This window comes from Anaerofilum hominis (genome assembly GCF_014287275.1).
GTDB classification, from domain to species: domain Bacteria; phylum Bacillota; class Clostridia; order Oscillospirales; family Ruminococcaceae; genus Pygmaiobacter; species Pygmaiobacter hominis.
This window is the reverse complement of record NZ_JACONZ010000002.1, coordinates 117,778-141,014: the sequence shown is the minus strand read 5'-3', so window position 1 is coordinate 141,014 and position 23,237 is coordinate 117,778. Positions and strand designations below refer to the sequence as shown.

The following is a 23,237-nucleotide window of genomic DNA, read 5'->3' as shown; positions in this document are numbered from 1 at the left end:
CAGCGCCGGGTCCCAGGGCGTTTTCTCTGTTTTACTGCGGGCCCCAGCGCACCGGCTGCCCCCGCATCCCGGCCGCCCGCTGCGCGCCGCGCCACAAGCTGCCCCGCATGGGGCGCTGCCCGCGCCGCCGCAGAAAAGTGCGGGCGGGACCGCTCAAGATAACTCCCCCGAAATACCGGCATACCGGCCGCGCCGCGTTGGTGCGGCCCGCCGGCCTTGAGGGATCGCGGGCCCACTGTCCGCAAACGGGTTTATTGGAAATTCCCCATTGCCTGCTGTTTGCCTGCTCTTCTCCAAAAACTGGTGTGATAGGGATCCTTCGGGTTTCTTTGCACTTTTCCCGTCGCATCTGCGCGGCAATCTCCACACCAGAATTTTTGAGCTCCCTACGGGTATCGTTGCATCGCAGCTCTGAATACTTTTTGTATATCTTCGGTCTGTTTTTCCTTTTAGAACTTCCATAAAGCTGGGAATTGCCGCTTTTGGCGGGATCTCTGCCAGCATGGGTACATCCTCCGGGTATCCCTCTGTTTCCCTGAGCCGCAGCTTCTTCCCATTACACAGCATTCGCGGGGTCTCTGCTGTTTCTCTGCGCAGAACGCTTCTTCTATATCTTGGTGCGGCAACAACAGGGTATTTGCAATTCCACCGGGTGCGCGGTCAACTGTTTACGTCATCTAATGGAGGCTCTCGCTTTGTCTTTTTGTGCCGTTGGCAGACCGCATTTCCAGTTTGGCAAAGGGGGGGCTTCTGTCTGCAATCATCACCATGAAACCTCTTTTGGACCGCTCGCCCGGCGAGTGGTTTTCTTTATGCAAAGAAAGCCGCCGCGGCGCGCGGGCGCTTTTGCCGAAAAATAAAAGGAACCCTGTGCCGCCGCCCCTGCGCCCGCAGCTTTTGCAGGCCGCCGCCCGTGCCGGAACGGCTGTTTTACGGCCGTTTGCGGGCGCGCAGATAGAGCGCGGCGCACACCGTCAGCAGCACGAGAAGCGTCAGCGGCGCGGCCAGTGCCCAAAGCCCCGGCGCGGCGCTGATATAGATGGCGGTGGGCCCGTCCGCGCCGCCGATCACCCCCGCGCCGCCGAAGCCGCCCGCCGGGGCGCCGCTCCCCGCAAGCAGAGAGAGCAAATCGCCCAGCAGCGTGGAATAGACCAGCTGCCAGCCCAGGACGCCCAGCAGCAGCGCCGCCAGCAGGACGATTGCCGCCAGCAGCAGCTTTTCCCCGCGCGTGCGCGGGCGCGGCGCATAGTTCTCGGACAGTTCTGCCGCCACCTCGGCCGGCTTGCCCATGGCGGCGGCCACCTGCTCCATCGTCTCGCCGCTGTCCAGCCGCGCGTTCACGTCGGTGAGCAGGTCGGCCCGCAGCCGCCGCTTGACGCTGCGGGGCAGACGGGCGGCGCGCAGGATCGCTTTGATGTACTCTTCCCTTGTCATATCGCATCCTCCTGTGTGAGCAGCCCGGTGACATGGCCGGAAAAAACGCGCCAGAGCGCCAGCCCCTCCGCCAGCGCCTGACGGCCTTTTTCGGTGACGGTATAGGTCTTTTTGGGCGCGCTGCGGCCCGCCCCCTCCCCCCAGGCGGAGGCCAGCAGGCCGTCGTCCTCCAGCCGGTAAAGGATCGGGTAAAGGGTGCCCTCGCGCAGCGTGAAATAGCCGCCGCTGCGCCGGGCCAGCTCTGCCAGAAGCTCATAGCCGTAAGACGGCCGGCCCTCCAGCAGCCGCAGCACGATCAGCTCCAGCGCGCCCTTTTTGAGCTGGCGCTCAATGCGGGATTCCATTCAATAGTCACCTGCTTTGCATAGTATTTAGTATTGCTAAATAGTAGTATATAACGCTTTTTCCCCACTGTCAAGCGGCGGCCGGCGCGCGGGCCTCTGCAGTTTGGATATTTTCCCCTCTCCCCTCAGCGCCATGGCGGCGGCTCCCTTTTCTTTGGGCTCCGGGTTTCCGGGCCAGCATTCTTTTTCAAAGGCAGGGCGACGCGGTCCGCACCGGGGCGTCCCGCCTTCCCCCCCACAAACCCGGGCGCCTGCAGGCCCGCCTGCGGTCCGGGAGGGGCCGTTCGGAGATGTGGCCGGTGATCTCAAACCCGGGCGTCCGCAGTCATTCTCCGGGCGGCGGCGCCTGGCGGCGCTTCTCTGCGCTGGCCGCCCCTCTCCCGCCTCAGGGCCGCCCGCCGGGCAGGGGGATCAAAGGAACGCCGCGCCCGCACAGGCCGAACGCCCCGCTGTGTCCTTGTCGAAAAGACACGAAAGCGGCCGGGCCTCTGAAAAGCGCGGCCCCCGGGCCGGCGGAGCACGGCCGGGCCGCCCGCCGGGCAGGGAGGCCAAAGGAACGCCGCACCCGCACGGGCCGAACGCCCCACTGTGTTCCGGTGGAAAAGATGCGAAAGCGGCTGTGCCTTTGAAAAGCGCAGCCCCCGGGCCGGCGGAGCACGGCCGGGCCGCCCGCCGGGCAGACGGGCCAAAAGAACGCCGCGTCCGTGGGACGTCACGCGCGCCCCGCCGTTTCAGCGCCCCGGCGCCCCGCCCCAAGCTTTGATTCAAATGCGCACATACACCCGCGCATTGCCCCCGTCCACCGAAAAACAGCCCCAGCCGTCCGGCTCCACCAGCACCGCCACGCCACCGCCGGTCACCGGCGCAAAGGTCGCCCCCGCGTGCCGCTGTCCCACATACATCCGTTTGGGGCCGCCCGCGCCGTCGGAAAGCACTGCCGCCAGGCCGCTGCCCGGGTGCGCGTCGTCGCCCTCCCTTGTCCAGCCGATCACGTTCGGATCGTCGAAATAGTCATGCTGCGGGCCGAACGCGCGCTCTGCCCGCACCCGCAGCATCGCCAGCAGCGGGCCGCCCACCGGGTCGATGCCGTCGTGGGGGATGCCGTAATAGTCGCCGTAAAAGACGCAGGGCAGCCCCTCCTGCCGCAGCAGGATCAGCGCGTAAGCCAGTGGCTTGAACCAGCCGTCCACCCAGCTCTGCAGCGCCTGTCCCGGCTGTGTGTCATGGTTGTCCACAAAGGTGACGGCGCTGGCGGGGCGCGCTTCCAGCAGGGTGCCTTTCAGGATATTGCGCATATCGTAGCCCCCGCCCCCGTGGGAGGCGGCGTAGAAGTTGAAGTGCAGCGGCACGTCGAACAGGCTCATGCAGGAGCCGCACTCCTCCAGATAATGCAGCAGCGCGCCGGTATCCGGCGTCCAGTATTCCCCCACGGCAAACAGCGGTCTGCCGCTCTGCCGCCGCAGCCTGTCCAGCCAGTCCCTGAAAAAGGTGAAACGGATATGCTTGACCGCGTCCAGCCGAAAGCCGTCCACCCCGGTGGTCTCCAGATACCAGTCCCCCCAGCGGTCCAGCTCGGCCAGCACCTCGGGGGAATCCATGTCCAGGTCGGCTCCCATCAGATAATCGTAATTGCCTTTCTCCCCGTCCACATCCTGTTCCCACTGCTTGCCCTCAAACTGATAGACGGCTTTTTTCCTGCGCGCCTCGTCCCAATCCACGCCGTCAAAATGGCGCCAGTTCCAGTGAAAATCGCTGTATTTCCCGCCCCTGCCGGGAAAATCAAAGCGCGTATAAGCGCGGATGCGCTCTTCTCCGCTCACCTCGCGGTTGCGGTCTCCGCCGTCGTCCTCTGCCGCCAGGACCTCCTCCCAGCCGTCGGCCCCCATGCGGTGGTTGAGCACTACATCGGCATACACGCTGATCCCCGCCCCCTGCAGCGCCCGGACGGCCGCCAGATACTCGTCTTTGGTGCCGTATTTGGTGGGCACGGTTCCTTTCTGGTCAAACTCGCCCAGATCATAAGTATCGTAGACGCCGTAGCCGACGTCCTCTCTGCCCGCCGCGCCCTTATATGCGGGGGGCAGCCAGACCCCGGTGATCCCCTGTGCCGCCAGCGCGGGCGCGGCCGCGGCCGCCCGTTGCCAGTGCCCGCAGTCTGCGGGCAGATACCACTCAAAAAATTGCATCAGCGTCTCGTTGACTTCCATGGGTCAGCGCCTCTTTTCCCTTTTTTTCGCATCCGTCCCCTATTTTACACCCTGGCGCGCCCGCATGTGTTACAAAACAACAGCCGCGCCGCTGTTTTTTTGCGCGCATCCCCTCATCACCCGCAGGCGGCCGCGGCGCTGCCGGCGGGCCGGGGCACGGCGAGGGGCCCCTTTTTGCGGCAAAAAAGTCAAAATAAGAGCGCGGAACAGCGCCTTTCCCCCAAAAGCGCCTGCCCGGGCGCATCCGGCCTTTCTGTGCATTTTCCGCCCCGGCGCTGCAGGCAGGATGGAGATCCCGGCCGGGATGTGGTATGATGAAGCGGCGTCATCAAAACAATACAAAAGTTACAGCCGGGAGAAAGCGCCGGCATTTTGCGGCGCAATGGCCCCCGATCTGTTGGCGTTGACAAAAAGGAGAAAACCATGAAACAAAAATCGCTGACCGGCAACCAGCTGAAAATGATCGCGATCATCTCCATGACGGTCGACCATCTGGCAAGCGTGCTCTATCCCGATTATCCGACCGCGTGGTGGATCGTCGCCCTGCATATCATCGGCCGGTTAGCGGCTCCCATCTTCTGGTATTTTATAGCAGAGGGCTATTACTATACGCACGACGTCAAGCGATACGCCCTCCGGCTGTTTGCGTTCGCCATCCTCTCCCATTTTGCTTACAATTTTGCATTCGGCATTCCCTTTATCCCCTTTCAAACCTCCGTGTTCAACCAGACAAGCGTGATATGGTCTTTGGCCTGGGGGCTGACGGCGCTGGCGATCGAGCAGAGCGGGCGGTTCAAACCGTGGCAGAAGACGGTTCTGATCCTGGGGATCACCGTGATCACATTCTGCGCGGACTGGAGCAGTATTGCGGTCCTGGCGATCGTGCAGATCGGGACAAATCGCGGAAACTTCAAAAAACAAATGACCATGATGATGCTGTGGGTAGCGGTGTACGCCGTCGTTTACGCCGTTTTTATCCATCCCGTCTACGGCGTCCTACAGCTCTTCGTCGCGCTTGCCATTCCGCTGTTAAAAAGGTATAACGGCCGGCAGGGGACCTGGAAAGGGATGAAATGGTTTTTCTATGGATATTATCCGCTGCACCTGGTCCTCTGCGGGCTGCTCCGGCTCGCATTGTACGGCAATGTCGGTGTGATGATCGGCGGCTGACGGTCTTTGCCATCATCTTCGATCTGCGGAAAAGCCCTGCCCGCGGCTTCCGTCCCCCCCCCCAAAAAAGAGGCCCGCTGCGCGCGGCCGCCCGGAGATCCAGAACGACAGGGGAGGCTTCAAAGCCCTAAAGAGAGGCCTGCCGCGCAGCGGAAGCAGAAACCGCCTCCGCCGTGCCCCACCGCCAAAGGCGGCCAGGGCAGGCCCTTTGCAAACTGCAAAAGCGCGCTTTTTCCGCCTCCTGTCTGCCTCCGCCCCGGGGGGGGCGCCTTGCCCTCTGTGCAGAAAACAGCGGCGGGCCGCGCGGCTGCGTTTCCCCGTGCTCTGCCGCGGTCTTCCCCTGCCGCTGGTCTCCTCTGCCGGCGCCTGCAGCGCAGGGGGGCGCGCGCCGGCTCAGGGGTCCTGCGCCCTCTTTTGTCTCTCCCCGCCTTGCGCGGCGGTGCGGGTTTTGTTATACTTTCTAACAGAGTTTAAAAAGGGGGCGCGGCCTGGTGACAGTGCGCGAGATCAACCTGAAATACGATATGCCGCCCTCTGAGGTGGCGGTGCGGCGGATGGAGATCGAGCTTTCCGCCGCCCGGCACACGAGGCAAAAACTGTTCAAATTCATCCACGGCTACGGCTCCTCCGGCACGGGCGGCAAGATCCGCGGCGCGGTGCGGCGGGCGCTGAGCGCCCGCCAGGGCGTGGCCTGGGTGCTGCCGGGCGAAAGTTTCGGGCCTTTTTCCGCCGAGGCGCGGGACGCGGCCCAGCGCTGGCCGGCCCTGCGACAGGATCGGGACTGGGGCCGCGAAAACGACGGTGTCACCGTGGTGGTGCTGCGCTGAAACGGCCCGGCAGACAGAAAAAAGAGGTGTGAGGAATGAAGATCCGATGCAGCAGCTGCGGCAGGCGGTTTGAATATGAAGAGCAGGACGGCATCTGCCCGCACTGCGGCGCCTACAACTCGGTCAGCTGGGATGTGGAGCCGGGGGGCGGCGGGCTCTCCCCCTCTGCCCCCACGGTCTGTGATGCGCCTGAGTGGCATGCAGAGGCCGGACACTACGATGCGCATGGCACCTGCGCGGAAGAGGCGCAGGTCGCCGCGCAGGGCTATGGCAGCTTTACCCCTCCCCCTGCGGGAGGCGCAGGGCGCGCGGCCGCCCCGGCAGCGGGACAAAGGCCGCCCCGGCAGCGGCACCGCCTGCTGCTGGCCTCCGTGCTGCTTTTCTGCGTCCTGTTGGCGCTTTATCTGATCCTCCCGCCCGTTGTCGAGGCAGATTTTGACCGCCGCGCGGCGGAAAACGCGCAGGTCCGCGACCTGGCGGTGCTGCAGGCGGAAAGCGGCTGTGCCGTGGTATCCCCTTTTACCTATAAGGTCGCGGATGCTGCGCTGGTGCCCTACGCCGGTCTGTGGCCGCTGCCGGAGAACAGCTGCGTGCTGCGGGTACTGCTCTCCGTCTCCATGTCTGGTTCCCGGCCGGAGGAGACGCCTCCCCGCCCCTATCTCCGGCTGGAAGATGGCAGCTATCAGCGCGCCCTGGGCAGTTATGACGCCCAAAGCGTTTTTCCCGCCGACGAAGAGGCCATCCACGCCTTTCCCTATGACGTATACTGGCTGGAGACCCCCACCGAAACGGCGGACTGCGCTTTTTATTTTGTGGTGCCCCAAAACGCGCGGGCCGCGCAGCTTTGCTTTGAGGACTTTTCCTACAGCGCGTACGGGCAGCAGCTGAAAGCGGTCACGGAACTGCCCATCACTTTCAGAGAGGAGGGGACGGAATGAAACAGCGTTCCTCCCTGGGCGTCACGCTGGCCACCGTCGTCTTTTTCCTGTTGTCCGGCCTGATGCTGATCGCCCTGATGGGCGCACTGGACAGCGCGCGGGCTTATCCTTATGTGCCGGAGAGCTTTGAGGTCACCGGCGCGCAGGCGCAGTGGGCTGAAAACGGCTGCCTTGTCACCCTGCAGGTGCGCAATACCGGCAGCCGGGAAGCCGATGTGGGCGCGCGCAGCTTTTATTTCTACACCGGGGACCACCGCTCGGTCAACGCGGCGGGGAACACCGCGGTGGATTACAACAATCCCTTTGCGGACGCGTTCCACACCATTCTGCCCGCGGGCCGCAGCGGCAGCGTCTCCCTGCTTTTGGACCTGCCCGCAGACGCCGACGGTCTCACCGTGACCTGGTACAATGCAGACGCCGCACAGCAGCTGGAGATCTCACTGCCCTGAGCGTTTTGCCCGTCCCGCAGTCCGCGGCGGTCAAATGGCAGAACAGGCTGAACAAGAGCAAACCGCATCCCCTTTGTCCCCCGGCGGCCCGGGAGAGCCCCTCCCATCGAAATGGGCTGAGCGTTTGACAAGGGCGATCTGCAAACAGGGCTTTATCTGTTTCCCGATCCATCCAGATCCATAAAACTTGGGGGCGCTCCCGCTGCGGGAAGCGCCCTTTTTGTTCGCCCGGCCCTTTTTGAGACGACCGGCGAAAGCGCCTGCATACCGTCACCCTTGGGGCCGGCTCTTGGACCCCGGCAAATCGGGGCCGGACATTTTTTAGGCCTTTCCTTCGGCATCTCAAAAACCAGATCCGTTTTTCAGGGGCCTGCCGCCACAAACGTCAGCGCTGGGGATCCGCGCCCCTGCCCGCTGCGGCAGGCCCGTTTTTTTTACCTCTTGACTTTTTCAAAAAAAGTTGTATTATTGTATTAATCACTTGATACAAAAAAAGAAAGGAAGGCGGTCATGAACTGGAATCTCAAGTCGGACCGGCCGATCTATATCCAGCTTGTGGAGCATCTGCAGCTGGCGATCATCTCCGGCCTGCTGCCGCCCGGCAGCCGGGTGCCCCCGGTGCGGGAGCTCGCGGCGGAGGCGGCGGTCAACCCCAACACCATGCAAAAAGCCCTGCAGGAGCTGGAACAGAGCGGTCTGGTGCAGACCCAGCGCACCAGCGGGCGCACCGTCACGCAGGACGCCGCCCGCATTGCCGCCGTCAAAACGGCGTTCGCGCAGGGCGAGGCGCGCGCTTTTTTTGAAAAGATGCGCCGGTTGGGCTATACGCCGCAGGAGGTCGCCGCGCTGGCGGAGGAAGCGGCCCGGCAGGCGGGCCCGGACAGGCAGCAATAGGCCGTGCGGCGGCGCGCCCAGCACCGCAGTGAAAGGATGGAGAGTAGAATGGAACCAATTTTAGAGTGCAGACAGCTGTTTAAAGATTATACCTCCTGCCGCGCGCTGGCAGGCGTAGACCTGACCCTTTACCGGGGCCGCATCGTGGGCCTGCTGGGCCCCAACAGCAGCGGCAAGACCACCCTCATCAAACTGGCGGCCGGTCTTTTGGCGCCCACGGCCGGGCAGATCCTGGTCGCAGGCCATGTGCCGGGCCCGGAAACGAAATCCCTGGTGTCCTATCTGCCGGAGCGCACCTATCTGCCCGACTGGATGACAGCCCGCCAGGTCATCTGCTTTTTTGCTGATTTTTACGCCGACTTTGACTCTGCCGCCGCGTTCGATATGCTGCAGCGGCTGGGCGTGCGGCCAGACGCAAAACTCAAGACCCTTTCCAAGGGCACCAAAGAAAAGGTACAGTTGATCCTGGTGATGAGCCGGCGCGCCCAGCTCTATCTGCTGGACGAACCGATCGGCGGCGTGGACCCCGCGGCGCGGGACTATATCCTATCCACCATCCTCACCAACTACAGCCCGGACGCCACGGTGCTGATCTCCACCCATCTCATCGGGGACATTGAAAAGATATTGGACCAGGTGGTCTTTCTGCGCGGCGGCCAGGTGGATCTCTGCGCCACCGTGGATGAGATCCGCGCCGAGCGCGGATGCAGCGTGGACGCGTTTTTCCGGGAGGTGTTCAAATGTTAGGCAAACTGCTCAAATATGAACTGCGGGCCACCGGCAGGCAGATCCTGCCCCTGTGCGGGGCCATGCTCGTTTACGCCGCGCTCTGCCGCCTGCTGAGCGCCCTGCGCATCACCCGCGCCTGGCCCAGCCTGGACCAAACGCTGGAGGGCGTGGGCATCCTCTTTTTTGTGCTGCTGCTCTTTGCCTGCTGCGTCGCCAGCACCATCGTCCTCATCGTGCGCTATTATCGCAATCTCTACGGCGACGAGGGGTATCTGATGAACACCCTGCCGGTCACGCCGGCCCAGCACATCTGGGCCAAGCTGATCTGCGCCTTTCTGTGGGAGCTGGGGGTGGCGCTGTCGGTGTTTCTGTCCCTGTCGATCCTGCTGGCCGGCACCGGCGTGTTCCCCGTTCTGGGGCGCGAGGCGGGCTGGGCGCTGTCCCGGCTGGGGAGGCTTTTCTCTTTCCAGCCCGGCAGCATGGCGCTGGCCGTCACCGAGGTCATTCTGCTGATACCCGCCTCCAGCCTCTCCGGACTGTTGATGTTTTACGCCGCCATCTCGCTGGGGCAGTTTGTGCGCAGACACCGGGTGCTGGGCGCAGTGGCGTTCTATTTTATGCTGAATTTCGAGTTCGGCCTCCTCACCGCCCTGCTCTCCCTGCCCATCGGTCTGCTGGGCGCCCGCCTCTCCTACTCTGTCTTTCCCGTCTCGTTCCTGCTGCTGATCTGGGGCGGCATCCTGCTGTCGGCAGTGCTCCACATCGCCGTTTACTTTGGCATCTGCCGCTGGTGCCTGTCAAAAAAGCTGGAGCTGGAATAACGCCCTCCGTCCTTTTTGCGCCCCCCTGAAAAGCCGGTCCTGCGGTCTGGCTGCAGACGCAGGCCCCGCGCAGGGCGCGCCGCCGTGATCGCCCGCGCCCACAGCGCGCCGGGCGCAAAAGGGCCGTTCCCCTTTCGCGGGGGGCGGACAAAAAAGAAAATCACAGGCCGGCCCCTCTCCGGGTGCAGGACCGGCAAAACCATGGGCGCGTTTTTTGCAAAGCGGCCTCACGGCCCTGCGCCCGGTGCACGGCCCTGACCTGCAGGCGGCGGAAACGCGCCGTCTTTCCGGGCGCCGCCCGGGGCGGACATTCTCCTGCCCTGCCCCGCGCAGGGCGAGTCGTTTCAGTGCGGCGGCCGCTTCCCTGCGGCCCTTGCGGACGGCGCCTTTTGCCTGTTCTCATCTTTGGCAGCGCCGCTGCCGCCGGAAAACGCCCGGGCCCCCGCCGCCGCGCTGCGATCGGCTGAGAGGTCTGCGGATCAGCGCCGCTGCCGCCGTTTGCCGCCGGGCCAGGAATGCAGCTCCAACCATCGCCGCTGCGCTGCACTGTCTGACAGCGGGCTGCGCCCGCCATGGCGCAAAGAAAACAGAAAGGGAGAGGGATGCTTTGGCATCCCTCTCCCTTTCTGTTTTTCGTCCCGTCAGTTCTCTTCTTTTCTGTCCGCAGCGATCAGATCGCGGACGGCCTCGACCGCCACGCGGATCGTCTCGTCCATGTCGCCGCGGTTGTTGAGGATACAGCCCGCGCGCACCCGGCGGATGGAGCTGACCACAAAAAGCGCAGCGGATTCCATCTCGCTGGCCAGTACCCCGCCGCGCTTCCAGGCGTCCCACTGGTAGCGCAGCACCGGCTCGTTGGGCATGCTCTCGGGCTCCGCCTCGCCGTAGAAAGCATCCTTGGACTGGACGATCCCCACATGGGCGGTCTTGCCGCAGCGCTTTGCGGCGCGGCGCAGCGCATCCACCACATCATAGTGCGCCACCGCCGGATAGGACAGCGGGATGTACTGCCGGGTGGTACCCTCGTCCCGCACCGAGCCGGTGGCGATAATGCAGTCGTTGAGGTCAAAGTAGTCCTGTACCATCCCGGCCGTGCCGATGCGCACAAAGGTGTCCGCCCCCACGGCGATGAGCTCTTCCACCGCGATGGCGGTGGAGGGACCGCCGATGCCGGTGCTGGTGACCGATACCGGCACCCCGTCCAGAGAGCCGGTGTAGGTCACATACTCCCGGTGGCAGGCGACCCGGCGGGGGTTATCCAGAAATTTTGCGATCCGCTCTACCCTGCCCGGGTCTCCCGGCAGGATCACATAGCGGCCCACATCTCCCTTGGACAGCTCTACATGATATTGCTGGCCGTTGTCGTTCAGTGCATACATACCGTCCCGTCTCCTTTTTATCCCGTTTCAAATGATATGGCTGAGGATACAGCGCTTCAGCCGTTTGGCGTCCAGCTTGGTACAGGTGGTGGCGTTGGGCACCCTGCCGCTTTGATGGCAGTGATCCACTGCGATGGCCCCGTAGGCCAGGCCTTTATTGGTCTCCGCCCGCGTGTAGGCGGTGACGCTCTGCTCCACCAGGTCCGGCTCCAGCGCCACCGCCATGGCCACCGGGTCGGCAAGATCCAGCACCCGCGCGCCAAAACGGCGCTCGTTCAGCTCCACCAGGTTGTGGTTGATGTCCAGACAGAATCTCGCCGTCTCGGACTCGGTCTCCCGCAGGCGTTTCAGGTCTTCTTCCGTAAAAAGATATTCGTTGATGCACAGGTCCCAGCCCACCAGTACCAGCTCGGTCCCGGCGTCCCGCAGCACGATATCCAGCGCCTCGGGATCCATGCGCGCGTTGCCCTCCGCCAGCGGGGTGGCGTTGCCGAAATAGGGGCCGGTGCCCATCATCATGGTGATCCGCTTGAGCTTTGCCAGCGTGCCGGGGGACCGCAGGCTGATCCAGGCCAGGTTGGTGACCGGGCCCAGCGTGACCATCTCAAACTCGCCGGGCTGCGCCTCGATGGTGCGGATCAAAAAATCCACCGCGTGCTCCTGCTGGGGACGCAGGGCGGGGGGCAGCAGACCCAGATCGCCCATGCCGTCCCGCCCGTGGATGTCAAAGTTTTTATTTACCAGCGGCTCGTTGAGCACCGCGTTATGCAGCCCCCTGTACACCGGCGGCGCATAGGTGCCCGCCCGTTCGATGGCCAGCAGCGCATTTTGGGTCGCCTGTTCCACCTCCACATTTCCCATCACGGTGGTGACGGCTTCCACCCGGACGCCCGGGTCCCGCAGCGCCATGATCAGCGCAACCGCGTCGTCGCCGCCGGTATCGGTGTCGATCAGCAGCCGTCTCATCCTTTCACCCCCTGAGAAGCGCTTTCCTGCTCAGCGGCCAGCTCCCGCGCGCCCAGCGCCAGGGCCCGCTTCTTTTCCTGCTTGCGGCGGGCCTGCCCGATGATGATCAGGCCGACCAGCGTGGTGATATAGGGCACCATCGAGGCCAGCTGCGGCGGCAGGCGCGAGGTCTGCAGCGCGATGCCGAACGCATCGGCGGCGCCGAACAGGATGGAGCACAGCAGCGTGAGGATGGGATGCCCTGCGCCCAGGTTCTGCGCCGCAATGGCGTTGTAGCCCCGTCCGTTCATCATGTCCCGGGTAAAATAGGGGGTGTAGCCCATGGACATGAACATGCCGCCGAAGGACGCCAGCACGCCCCCGATCATCAGGGCGATCACCCGGGTCTTTACCACATTGGTGCCCACCGACTCGGCCGCGTCCGGGCTTTCGCCCACCGAGCGGATGCGCAGGCCCAGCGGGGTCTTATAAAGCAGCAGATACACCAGGATCACCGACAGATAGGCAAGATAGGTCAGCAGGTTGTGCCCGGAGATAATGCCGCCCAGCACCGGGATATCTTCGATGAAAGGGATGTGGATCACGGGGAACTGCAGGCTGTTGAGCGAGATGGAGCTTGCCTTTTGCCCCGACATGACATACAGCGCAAAGATGGTGCCGCCGCTGCCCAGCGTGTTCAGCGCCAGGCCCACCAGCATGTCCTTGGTCTTGAGCACCAGCACGAAATAGGCGAACAGCCCGGCGATGAGGCTGCCGGCCAGGACGCCGCAGAGCATGCCCACCAGCAGGTTCTGGGACAGAGCGCTGCCGATGACGCCGCCCAGTGCGGCAAACAGCATCATGCCCTCATAGGCAATACAGAGGATATTCGCCTTTGCGCCCAGCACCGCCGCCATCGAGACAAAGATCAGCGGCGTGCTCATGCGGATGATCGCATTGGCGAAGGCGGGCGACAAAACAAAGGTCATCAAATCATTCATTGTTATCCTCCCGGTCCTCCGCCGCTAAGACAGCAGCTGGGAAATATTCCGGATCGAGGCCGTCACCAGATCGGCAAAGTTCTGGTCCACCTCGTCCTTGGGCTCGTGGGTGAGCACTTCATCCCGGATCCCCGCGCCCATATTGCCGATGGCCGAGATCCCGCAGACCCGCAGGCCCATGTGGTTGCCCGCAATGGCCTCGCAGACGGTGCTCATGCCCACTACGTCCCCGCCCAGTTTTTCCAGCACCCGGATCTCTTCCGGCGTCTCGTACTGAGGGCCGGTCAGCTGGACATAGACGCCCTCCTGCAAGCGCAGGCGCAGCTGTGCCGCCGCGCTGCGGATGGCCTCGCACAGGTCCTCGCGGTAGACATGGGTCATGTCGGGGAAGCGGGGGCCCAGCTCATCCATGTTTGCGCCCAAAAGCGGCGAGGGGATAAAGAGGGACAAATGGTCCCGCATCAGCATCAGGTCGCCCGGGCGATAACTGCGGTTCACAGCCCCCACCCCGTTGGTGAGGAACAGCACCTGCGCGCCCAGCAGGCCCATCAGCCGGATGGGCAGCACCACGTCCTCCATGGAATAGCCCTCGTAATAGTGTACCCGGCCCTGCATCACCACCACCGGCACGCCGGCAACCGTGCCGAAAATGAACCGGCCCGCATGGCCCACCACCGTCGAGACGGGAAAGCCCTCGATCTCGTGGTAATCCACCACGATGGGCTGTTCGACCTTTTCGCCAAAGCCCCCCAGCCCGGTGCCCAGCACCAGGGCGACCTTCGGGGTAAAGTCCCCTATCTTTTCCCGCACGATGCGGGTGCAGTTCTGCAGTTTTTCATATGCCTTGTTCATGCCTTTTCCGCTCCTTCCTTTTGCTCCCCGGCCAGCTTCTCCATCTGCGCCTGCTGCGACGCCTGCACGATCTTGCGCTGTTTCCAGCCCGCAAGGAAGCGCTCGGCTGCCACAAACATGATGATGACGGCCTGGACGATGTTGATAATCTCGATGGGCACGTCGCAGGTGCGGTTCACCACATCCGCCCCGGTGCTGATATAGGCCACGAACAGGGCCGCCAGCGGGACGAATTTGGGGTTGTTCTGGGCGATGACCGCGATCATGATGCCGTCCCACCCATGGCCTGACAGGCCGTCGTAGGAAAAGCGCTTGTACATGCCCAGCTGCTCTACGGCGCCGCCCATACCGGCCAGAAAGCCGCCCGCCATGGATGCGGTAAGGATCATGCCCGCCACGCCGATGCCCTGGAAGCGCGCAAAGCTGGCGCCCAGTCCGGTCATCCGCACCCCATAGCCCCACGGGCTCCTGTACAGTGCATAAAAGCCCACGACGACCACGACCGCGGCGATGACAAGGCCGAAATGAATGTTCGTTTTGGAAAAGAGCTTGAACAGCCGGGCGCTTTTTTCGTATTTTGCCGAGGCGTCAAAGCCCGCCGCGGGGTCCCGCATCACATAGTGCATCAGATACTTGCCGATGTACAGGCAGATGAAGTTGATCATCAGCGAGGAGACCACCGTCATGGTGTCAAACCGGATGTACATCAGCGCCGGGATGGCGCAGATCAGCGCCCCCAGCACGCCCGCCGCCAGGATGCAGAGCAGCGGATGCAGCCCGGCCGCGATGCCGGACTGGGTGGCGACCGCCGCGCAGGCGATGCCGGTGATGTAAAAGACGCCCTCGATGCACAGGCTGATCTGCCCGCAGGCGAACACGATGCAGACCGCCGTGCCGGTGAACAGCAGCGGGATGACCTTTTCCACCACGTTGCCCAGCCGGTTGATCGAGGTCAGCGGCCCGGTGAGAAAGCCCATCAGCGCTTCGAACGGGTTGTCGCTGACCGCTGCGATCAGCGCCAGCGCGATCACCAGCGCGATCCCCACCCCTACCAGGGTGCGGATGACGGTAAAGCGCTTTTCGATCGCTTCCACATTTTTAGTTTTTGTTCTCAAACACGGCGCCCCCTATCTCTTCTTCGCTCTGCGTGCGCAGCCCGAGCATATACTCGCCCAGGATATTTTCGTCGACTTCCTCCGCCCGCGGGATATGCGCCACGATCCGCCCGCCATGGAACACCAGGATGCGGTCGCTGACCTGCATGATCTCGGCCAGGTCGGCGGAGAACAGCAGGATCGCCGCCCCCTGGTCCCGCAGCTCCACCAGACGCTTGCGGATAAACTCGGTGGCGCCCACGTCGATGCCGCGGGTGGGCTGGCTGGCAATGAGCAGCCGCGGGTGGGAAGAGCACTCCCGCGCGGTGATGACCTTCTGCATATTGCCGCCTGACAGGGTGCGCATATACGCGTCCCGGCCATCGCAGGCCACCAGATAGCCCTCGATCAGCTCTTCCGCCTCCCGGTCCATCTTTTTCTGGTCCATCAGCGGGCCCCTGCGGTATTCCTTTTTATAATACCGGTCCGAGATCAGGTTTTCGCCGATGGTGGCGTCCCGCACCAGGTCGTAGACCATGCGGTCCTCCGAGATAAACGAGACCTGCTCCTCCCGCATTTTGCGGATGGACATCTTCGAGGCGTCCCGGCCGTTGAGCAGGACACGCCCCTCCTGCGGCCGCTCCAGCCCGGTAAGGATGGAGGCCAGCTCTGATTGGCCGTTGCCCTCCACGCCGGCGATGCCCACGATCTCGCCGCAGCGCAGATCAAAGGAAACGTCCCGCAGCGCCTTTTTGCCGTACATATTGGTGAACCCCAGCCCCCGCACGCTGAGAATGCCCTCCCGCGGCTGCGGGGCGCCTTTTTCAATGTCCATCAAAACGTCCCGGCCCACCATCATGCGCGAGATATCCTGTTCGCTGACCTCGCCGATCTCCGCCGAGCCCACCACCTGGCCGTCCCGCAGCACGGTGATGCGGTCGCAGATCTCCTTGATCTCGTTCAGCTTGTGGGAGATGAAAACAATGGTGAAGCCCTCTTTTTTCAAGTTCTTCAGCTGTACAAAAAGTTCGGCGGTCTCCTGGGGGGTGAGCACCGCTGTGGGCTCGTCCAGCAGCAGGATCTTTGCGCCGCGCAGCAGGATCTTGAGGATCTCCACCCGCTGCTTATACCCCACCGACAGGTCCATCACCCGCTTGTCGGGGTTGATGGGCAGATTGTATTTTTCCGCCACCTCCCGGGTCATACGGGCTGCCTTTTTGTAGTCAAAAAACATCTTGCCTTTGCGGGGCTCCACGCCCAGCACCATATTCTCCGCCACGGTCAGCGAGGGGACGAGCATGAAATGCTGATGCACCATGCCGATGCCATAGTCCAGCGCCACCAGGGGGTTGGAGATGCTGACCTCTTCCCCGTTGATAAAGATCTTTCCCTCTTCGGGCACTTCCTGCCCAAAAAGGACTTTCATTAAAGTAGATTTGCCGGCGCCGTTTTCTCCCACCAGTCCGTGGATCTCGCCTTTGCGCACGGAAAAGCAGATATCCTTGTTGGCCATGAAGCCGTTGCCATAGATCTTGGTGATATGCTGCATCGAAAGGACGTCGGCCGCCGTCTGCGTCGTGCTGCCCACATTCATTCCTCCTTGCTCTTTTACAGCTCTGCGCCGCAAAGCCATAAAACCCGCTTGTTTTAAACTGCATCTGTCCCCCGCCGCTGCCGCGGACGTCCCAACAGATGGCCTGAAAAACAGCCCGCATTCCGCCGCGGCTGCCCTTTGTCGCTCCGCAATAAAAACGACTTATCCTCACTTGTTTTAATAGGTCCGCCCCTCGTCCCTGCGGGACAGCCGGGGCGTTGGCCGAAAAAACAGCTTGTCTTAACGGCCCCGCCCCCGCCGCCTGCGCGGCGGCCGGGCGAATGATCGAAAACAGCCCAAAAGCTATTTTTTGCGCCCTCCCATCCCGTCTGTCCTCCGGCATAAAAAGCCCGGCCCGTTGGGGCCGGGCTCCCTGTGCCGACAGGGCGGATGCGAAGCGCCGCCCCGCTGTCTGCCGCCTTACTCGGCGGCGCTGGCGCGGCTGAGGATCTCCGCATACTCTTCGTCACTGGCGCCGATGACGGTGCTCACTTTGACCTCGCCGCTGGCGACAGCCTCTTCGGCCTCTTTCAGCTTGGCTTTGATCTCGTCGTCCACCACCGCGTCAAAGTACTCGTTCTCCACAATAAACATGCCGTGATCTGCCAGGCCGTAACGGGTGTGGGTGCCGAATTCCAGCGTGCCGTCCGCATATTTTTCCAGCTGGTCATACAGGATGGTGCCGAAATCCTTGCACACGGAGGTGACGATCCGCTGCGCCATGGCCGCGTTGTTGCCCGAGACCTCGGCCGCCAGGTCGGTGTCCACGCCGATCATGTAATGGCCCGCCTGCAGGGCAGCGTCCGCAACGCCCAGGCCGGCCGCGCCGTTGACCGAGTACACGATGTCCGCGCCGCGGTTGAACTGGGCCAGCGCGTGCTCAGAGGCGCCGGCCGTGTCGCTGAAGCTGCCATTGTAGGAGTAAAGGACCTCGATCGCAGGGTCGACCCATTTGGCGCCGTCGATATAGCCGGCCAGGAAATCGTCCAGCATGCCGGGGTTCGCCATCACGCAGCCGATGACCTTGTCGTCGTTGAAGCCGTCCTTGCCGCTGGTGGTCAGGCAGGCCGCCAGCACCCCCGCCAGGAAAGAGCCCTCGTTCTGCAGGCCCTCCACCGACACGCAGTTCTCAAACTCGCCGGTGCTGTAGTCCAGCGAGCTGTCAAAAACCATAAAGTGCTGGTCCGGGTATTCCGCCACAGCCTCGCAGACCGGGTCGATCATCTGGAAAAAGCCGGTGATGATCAGATCCCATTCGCCGGATTCACACAGGTCGATGATGCTGGAGGCGTACAGCGAGGTGTCGTTGTTCAGCTCGACGCACTTGGTGTTCATGCCGAAATCCTCGCCCGCGCTTTTCACCGAATCCCACACCAGGTCCACCAGCGGGTCGTCGCCCAGAGAGCTGCTGGTCACATAGACGATATTTTTGGCGTCCTTGCCCGCCGTGCCGCCTGCCTCAGGGGCCGAGCCCGACCCCGCCGCGGATTGGCCGCCGCCACCGCCGCAGCCGGTCAGCAGCATGGAGGCCGCCAGGGTGATGCTCATGAGGGTCGCTAAAAACTTTTTCATGGTTCTTTCCTCCTAAAATCTTTTTCTAAAACTTTTCCCCCGCCGCGTCCCAGAACCGAAGCCGGGGCCTTCGCACAAAGAACAGTCAGTTGGTCAGCACCGCACGGCGGCCCAGCAGCCGGGTGCTGCGCTTGATAAAAAACTGGGTCAAAAACCCGCTTGCCACCGTGCTGATCACCGTGCCCACGCCGATGGTGCCGCCCAGCAGGATGCCCACCAGCATCAGCAAAAAATCCGCAAAGATCTTTGCGTAGCGGTACTGCCAGCGGGTGAGCCGGTAGACCGTCATGATAAAAGCGTCATAGGCGCTGACTCCCGCGTTGACCGCGATGTAAAAGCCTGTCCCCATCGCCCCCAGCACCAGCCCCGCCGCGTACATGGCGTAAACGCCCGCGGTGGAGGGCGCGGGGAGAAATGTGAGCACCCACTTCCAGAAATCGATGGAAAACCCGGTGAAAAACAGGCTGATCATCGTGCCGATGTTGATGAGATCCCTTGCCGTCAGGCACACGATCGCCAAAAGCACCAGGCTCACCGTGATATCCGCCAGGCCCCGTGAAATGCCCAGCGCGTGATGGACGCCGTCCACCATGGTGCCGATAGAGCCGGTGCCCAGCGCGGCCTGGTAGACCAGCGCGGAGCCAAGGGCCATCACAAAAAGCCCCGCGCAGATCAAAATGGTATCCTTGCACATTTGGCCGAATTTTGCCTTGAGCCGCATACTCCCTCCCTAAAAAAAAGTAGCATACTTCTCAACCCAAGGGCCGAGTCAGTATGCTACAACTTTTCGATTCAGTCAGCTATTACTTCGTCAGAAAAACCGTATTCAATTTTGCGCTGCGCTTTGGAGAAAAGCCTGTATATATATTATATAAATTATATAATATATTGCTTTTAGGCAGCCTTTTCTCACGGAATGTGAATTCACATCTGCAACGCCATCATAGCAAGAATTTTTGCAGATGTCAACCCCCATTTTTTGGCTAGATTGATTTATTTTTTGCATCACTCGTCACTTTTTTTATTGTTTTTTCCTCTTTTTTTGGCTTTACAGCAGCATTTTTCTCTGTTTGCACCGCAGACATTTTGCGCTTCGCAAACTGAAAAACGGCTTTTTCTTCTGGATAACAGCAATAATTTATCATTTTCTCCGCGCCAGGCCTCCCCCGATGGAATGACCTCACCGCGGCGCGGGCGCAATGTAGGCCGCACCCGATGCCGGGGAAAACTGGCGTGCCGGGAAGCGGGCCAATAACGCGAAATCCCATAGGCCGCGGTGGTTTTTTGGGAGGTTCTAGAGGTTTTGCTGTTTTGGACGCCGGGGGAAAAAACGTGGCACGAACGCAGAGCGTCCGGGGCCGGTGCCGGTGAAAACTGGCGTGTCAGGAAGCCGGCAGTACCGCGAAATCCCATAGGCCGCGGTGAGTTTTGGAGCTTTTGGGGGGTGAGGGTAGGGGCTTTTGCCGCTTTGGGCGACCACAGCAAAACCGCAGCGCGACCGCACCTCGGGCCGCGCCCGATGCCGGTGGAACCGGGAGCACGGGAAAGCAGGCCAATACCGTGAAAGTCCGCAGGCCGCTGCGGATCTCTCCCGCTTTTCCCGGGTACAGCCCGGGACCGAGGCAAAAAAGCGCCGCAGGTGTTTTTCACAAAACAAGAATATATCGCAATTCTCCAGCCTCCCTGGAACCTCCCCACAGAGGGGCGGCTGCACCGGCGCATCGGGATGCGCCCGTCTCGGTCATCTCCCTGAAAGCGCAGGCCGGGGCAGGTACAAAAAAGTCCGCATTGCCAGTTTACAAAATACGGCAAGCGACAGCCAGCGCGGCGATCCTATCCTATAAAAACGGGGCCGGAGCGCCGAAAGTGAAAGGCGCTCTCTGCTTTTTTGCTTTATCCAAAGTCGCTTTTAAAAAGCCGACAGACCGTTCCCCTGCTCTTTTCCCTGCGCTCTTTTCCCTGCGCTCTTTTCCCTGCGCTCTTTTCCCTGCGCTCTTTTCCCTGCGCTCTTTTCCCGCCTCCGTCTTTTGTCCGGCGACCAGCCTGGGACTGCGGCCGCCCGCGGGCTGTTTCTCAAAACGGCGTCCCTGTTTTTATCTGAAATACTCTAGTTTATAATTTCATAAAAAATGAATATTTGAAACTCAAAAAACCGAACTGCTGCCCTCTGAACTGCCGCCCTCCACTTTGCCTCTGTCCTGATCGAAAAGAAATCCTTTTCAAAAGACCTGCGCCTCAAAAAGGCCCGCCTGCCGCCAGAGAAAATTCCTTGCCGGCAAGGCTTCCTGGGCACAGAACAGAACAGCCGAAAGTCCGGCTGTACCTCTGCGGGCACAGGGGCGCAGCGGGCCCGGCCCTCATATGTGAAAACCGGGGGTGCTCTTCTCTCTTCCGCCTAAAACCCATCAAAACTGCAGTCAGCGCCGCTGCCTACAGCACCTCCCGTTCCCTCTGCCGGGTCCCATCAAAACCGCGGTCAGCGCCGTTGCTGCCCGCGCGTCCCGGTTCTCTCTGCCGGGGGTACGGTCACGGCCGCTGGTCCCGGCTCCCCTTGTCCCTGCGCCTGGTGCGCAGCGGGATCTCGTCGGCGATCTCCATGCCCAACCCCCGCAGCAGGCGCAGACCCTCATCGCGAAAGCGGTCGGTCTCCAGCTGTTCCGGCGCGTGGGCGTCCACCCCGATGACAGCCGTGCAGCCTTCCGCCGCCGCAATGCGCCAGAAGCCCTCAAAGGGATAGCCGTCCACATGATAGCTGTCGTTGTAGAGCGCACCCATCAAATTGTATTCCAGCGGCACGCCCAGCTGTTTTGCGCCGCGGCAGAGTTCACGGCTGGCGGCCCGGGCATCCGCGTCAAACCCCGGATAGCAGCGCATGAACAGGTCGGGGTGCGCAAAATAGGCGTAAAGCCCGCTCTCCAGCCCCTCGAGAGAGCTGTCGACATAGCGCCGCAGCATGGCCCTGTCTTTGGTGGCGCGCCCAAAATAGGGGCCGTCCTCATCCGAGCGGTAAAAGTGGTTGCCGAAAATCACATAGTCCAGTTCATTTTCGCTTATCGTCTGCCGCAGCCAGTCCATATACCGTGGATAATATTCACATTCCAGCCCGGCTAAAATTTCGATGCGGCCCGCGTACTTTTCACGCAGCGCACGGACGCTGGCAAGATAGCCCGGCAGTTCTTCCGGTGCCATGCGCATGGTGGCCACATAGTCCGAATTATAGTTCCAGGGGCTGTGATCCGAAAATCCCAGCACCTCATAGCCGTTTTTCAGCGCGCTTTCCACATAGGCCTCGTCGCTGCCCGAAGCGTGGAAGCAGCGGGCCGTATGGGTGTGATAATTGGTCTTTCTCATGGGTGCTCCTTTGGAAAAAGTATATCCCCGCCGCGCGTTAGCCGGATCCGGCTTTTGGGCAGGGCTGCCGTCTTTTATTATAGCGGCGGTGCAAAAAAAAGCAAAGGGCTGTACAACCGCCTCTTTTTGCGGTATAGTCAAAAAAGCGGCCCGCCGGGCAGCTTTTTTCAGCAAACTGGAGGCGATGGGATGCACACACGGAACAAGGAGCCCTTTTTTACCCACGACAGATCCTTTTTTGCCGTTTTTCTGCCCCTTACCCTGACCGTTGCCCTGCAGAACCTGATCACGCACGGCGTCAACCTGGCCGACAACATCATGCTGGGCGGCTACAGCGAAGCCGCGCTTTCCGGCGCTTCTCTGGCCAACCAGATCCAGTTCCTGCTGCTCATGCTTACCAGCGGCGTGGCGGAGGGGGTGGTGGTCATCGGCGCCCAATACTGGGGCCGCAGGGACGCCGCCAGCATCAAGCGCATCATCCGCCTGGGCCTGTGGCTCAGCTTTGGGGTGGGGCTTTTCTTTTTTCTTGCGGTCTTATTGGCCCCGCGCGCCTGCCTCTCTCTTTTTACCTCCGACGCTGCAGTGCTGGCGGAGGGCGTGCGCTATGTGCGCATCGTCTGTTTTACCTATCTGCTGTTCAGCGTGACCAATCTGCTGGTGGGCTCGCTGAAATGCGTGGAAACGGTCCGCATCGGCCTGGTGCTCTCTGTCTCCACCCTGTGCATCAATGTCTGCCTTAACTATTGCCTGATCTTCGGGCGGTTTGGGCTGCCCCGGCTGGGCAGCGCCGGCGCGGCCGTCGCCACGCTGGTCTCCCGCACCGTGGAACTGATCATCCTTTTAGTCTATCTGCTGCGCAAAGACCAGAAACTGCGCTTTCGCCTGCGGGAACTTTTAACCCCCGATCTCTCCTTTTTGCCCGATCTCGCCCGTGCCGGCGGGCCTATCTTTATTTCCAACGGCATCTGGGGGCTGGCGATGGCGGTGCAGACCGCGATCCTGGGCCATCTGGGCTCCGGCGCCATCGCTGCCAACAGCATCGCCACCACGATCTTTCAGATCGTCAGCGTGATCAGCTACGGTGCGGCGGCGGCGGCCGGCGTGACGGTGGGCAAAACCATCGGGGCCGGGCGGCAGGGAGAGCTGCGCCGCTACTGCCGCACCCTGCAGGCGCTTTTTCTGGCCGTGGGGGTCTTTGAGGGGCTGGTCCTGTTTTTCCTGCGCGAGCCCGTGCTGCGCCTGTACGCCATCTCCGGCCCCTCGCTGGAACTGGCGCGCCAATTCATCCTGGTGCTCTGCGTCACGGTGGTGGGCACCTCTTATCAGATGGCCTGCCTGACCGGCATCGTGCGCGGCGGCGGGGACACCCGCTTTGTCATGATCAACGACCTGCTGTTCATGTGGGGGCTGGTGCTCCCCTGTTCCGCCCTGGCGGCTTTTGTGTGGGGCGCGCCCCCTCTCTGGGTCTTTGTCATCCTCAAAAGCGATCAGGTGCTCAAATGTATCGTGGCTGTTTTCAAGGTGAACAGCTACAACTGGGTGCGCACCCTTACCCGCTGACAGGGGCGGCGGCGTCCGCGCAGCAGTTTTGGGCAGCGGCGCAGAGCCTCTCTGTTTTCCGTCCGGCGCGCCGCCG

General features: G+C 62.3%; 21 protein-coding genes and 1 pseudogene. 8 read left to right on the top strand and 14 right to left on the bottom strand.

Features of this window, described 5'->3' with window-relative positions; translation table 11 throughout:
- Window positions 1-153: 153 nt before the first annotated feature.
- The 4 genes and pseudogenes from H8S23_RS14245 to H8S23_RS05830 form a co-directional block, all read right to left on the bottom strand.
- Window positions 154-639 (bottom strand): annotated as a pseudogene (locus tag H8S23_RS14245) (transposase); the annotation flags it as partial.
- A gap of 291 nt (window positions 640-930) precedes the next feature.
- The gene (locus H8S23_RS05840; RefSeq protein WP_186887396.1) at window positions 931-1,434 is read right to left on the bottom strand and encodes an HAAS signaling domain-containing protein; all 504 of its coding nucleotides are present in this window, start codon (window positions 1,432-1,434) and stop codon (window positions 931-933) included.
- A complete protein-coding gene (locus H8S23_RS05835; RefSeq protein ID WP_186887395.1) occupies window positions 1,431-1,778 on the bottom strand; it encodes a PadR family transcriptional regulator in 348 nt (115 codons plus the stop codon). The genes H8S23_RS05840 and H8S23_RS05835 overlap by 4 nt, the downstream gene beginning before the upstream one ends.
- 764 nt (window positions 1,779-2,542) lie before the next feature.
- Window positions 2,543-3,985 (bottom strand): alpha-amylase, encoded by a 1,443-nt coding sequence (locus H8S23_RS05830; protein WP_186887394.1) that lies wholly within the window; start codon window positions 3,983-3,985, stop codon window positions 2,543-2,545.
- Window positions 3,986-4,408: 423 nt separating this feature from the next.
- Between H8S23_RS05830 and H8S23_RS05825 the strand changes: the two genes are divergently transcribed.
- From H8S23_RS05825 to H8S23_RS05795, 7 genes are all read left to right on the top strand, one after another.
- A complete protein-coding gene (locus H8S23_RS05825) occupies window positions 4,409-5,155 on the top strand; it encodes a TraX family protein (RefSeq protein ID WP_186887393.1) in 747 nt (248 codons plus the stop codon).
- Between the two features lie 491 nt (window positions 5,156-5,646).
- Window positions 5,647-5,982, top strand: a complete 336-nt coding sequence (locus H8S23_RS05820; protein ID WP_186887392.1) for a hypothetical protein — start codon at window positions 5,647-5,649, stop codon at window positions 5,980-5,982.
- A 35-nt stretch (window positions 5,983-6,017) separates the two neighbouring features.
- On the top strand, window positions 6,018-6,920 hold the full coding sequence (locus H8S23_RS05815; RefSeq protein ID WP_186887391.1) for a hypothetical protein: 903 nt from the start codon (window positions 6,018-6,020) through the stop codon (window positions 6,918-6,920).
- Entirely contained in the window at window positions 6,917-7,369 is a 453-nt protein-coding gene (locus H8S23_RS05810) for a DUF4352 domain-containing protein (RefSeq protein ID WP_186887390.1), read from the top strand. The genes H8S23_RS05815 and H8S23_RS05810 overlap by 4 nt, the downstream gene beginning before the upstream one ends.
- A 510-nt stretch (window positions 7,370-7,879) precedes the next feature.
- Window positions 7,880-8,263 (top strand): GntR family transcriptional regulator, encoded by a 384-nt coding sequence (locus H8S23_RS05805; protein WP_186887389.1) that lies wholly within the window; start codon window positions 7,880-7,882, stop codon window positions 8,261-8,263.
- A 48-nt stretch (window positions 8,264-8,311) separates the two neighbouring features.
- Window positions 8,312-9,010: an ABC transporter ATP-binding protein gene (locus H8S23_RS05800; RefSeq protein WP_186887388.1), complete on the top strand. Its 699-nt coding sequence runs from the start codon at window positions 8,312-8,314 to the stop codon at window positions 9,008-9,010.
- Complete coding sequence (locus tag H8S23_RS05795) at window positions 9,004-9,813, top strand: hypothetical protein (RefSeq protein ID WP_186887387.1); 810 nt, start codon at window positions 9,004-9,006, stop codon at window positions 9,811-9,813. The genes H8S23_RS05800 and H8S23_RS05795 overlap by 7 nt, the downstream gene beginning before the upstream one ends.
- A 641-nt stretch (window positions 9,814-10,454) precedes the next feature.
- On the opposite strand, the gene udp is transcribed toward H8S23_RS05795, so the two are convergent.
- From udp to H8S23_RS05745, 10 genes are all read right to left on the bottom strand, one after another.
- Window positions 10,455-11,192: a uridine phosphorylase gene (udp, locus tag H8S23_RS05790; RefSeq protein ID WP_186887386.1), complete on the bottom strand. Its 738-nt coding sequence runs from the start codon at window positions 11,190-11,192 to the stop codon at window positions 10,455-10,457.
- A 27-nt stretch (window positions 11,193-11,219) separates the two neighbouring features.
- Window positions 11,220-12,158 (bottom strand): nucleoside hydrolase, encoded by a 939-nt coding sequence (locus tag H8S23_RS05785; protein ID WP_186887385.1) that lies wholly within the window; start codon window positions 12,156-12,158, stop codon window positions 11,220-11,222.
- Complete coding sequence (locus H8S23_RS05780) at window positions 12,155-13,138, bottom strand: ABC transporter permease (RefSeq protein ID WP_186887384.1); 984 nt, start codon at window positions 13,136-13,138, stop codon at window positions 12,155-12,157. Before H8S23_RS05780 ends, H8S23_RS05785 begins: the two co-directional genes overlap by 4 nt.
- 24 nt (window positions 13,139-13,162) lie before the next feature.
- Window positions 13,163-13,990, bottom strand: coding sequence for a purine-nucleoside phosphorylase (locus H8S23_RS05775; protein ID WP_186887383.1), 828 nt, complete (start codon window positions 13,988-13,990; stop codon window positions 13,163-13,165).
- A complete protein-coding gene (locus tag H8S23_RS05770) occupies window positions 13,987-15,105 on the bottom strand; it encodes an ABC transporter permease (protein ID WP_186887382.1) in 1,119 nt (372 codons plus the stop codon). The genes H8S23_RS05775 and H8S23_RS05770 overlap by 4 nt, the downstream gene beginning before the upstream one ends.
- Window positions 15,089-16,672 carry an ABC transporter ATP-binding protein gene (locus H8S23_RS05765; RefSeq protein WP_341479897.1) on the bottom strand — a complete coding sequence of 528 codons (1,584 nt, stop codon included), beginning with the start codon at window positions 16,670-16,672 and terminating at the stop codon, window positions 15,089-15,091. The genes H8S23_RS05770 and H8S23_RS05765 overlap by 17 nt, the downstream gene beginning before the upstream one ends.
- Window positions 16,673-17,098: 426 nt before the next feature.
- Window positions 17,099-18,250: a BMP family lipoprotein gene (locus tag H8S23_RS05760; RefSeq protein WP_186887380.1), complete on the bottom strand. Its 1,152-nt coding sequence runs from the start codon at window positions 18,248-18,250 to the stop codon at window positions 17,099-17,101.
- A gap of 85 nt (window positions 18,251-18,335) precedes the next feature.
- Window positions 18,336-18,971 (bottom strand): YczE/YyaS/YitT family protein, encoded by a 636-nt coding sequence (locus H8S23_RS05755; protein WP_186887379.1) that lies wholly within the window; start codon window positions 18,969-18,971, stop codon window positions 18,336-18,338.
- Between the two features lie 262 nt (window positions 18,972-19,233).
- Window positions 19,234-19,395 carry a hypothetical protein gene (locus tag H8S23_RS05750; RefSeq protein WP_186887378.1) on the bottom strand — a complete coding sequence of 54 codons (162 nt, stop codon included), beginning with the start codon at window positions 19,393-19,395 and terminating at the stop codon, window positions 19,234-19,236.
- A gap of 1,381 nt (window positions 19,396-20,776) precedes the next feature.
- Window positions 20,777-21,601, bottom strand: coding sequence for a histidinol-phosphatase (locus H8S23_RS05745; RefSeq protein WP_186887377.1), 825 nt, complete (start codon window positions 21,599-21,601; stop codon window positions 20,777-20,779).
- A 189-nt stretch (window positions 21,602-21,790) separates the two neighbouring features.
- Here H8S23_RS05745 and H8S23_RS05740 point away from each other — a divergent pair, with 189 nt between their 5' ends.
- Entirely contained in the window at window positions 21,791-23,161 is a 1,371-nt protein-coding gene (locus tag H8S23_RS05740; RefSeq protein ID WP_186887376.1) for an MATE family efflux transporter, read from the top strand.
- Window positions 23,162-23,237 lie beyond the last annotated feature (76 nt).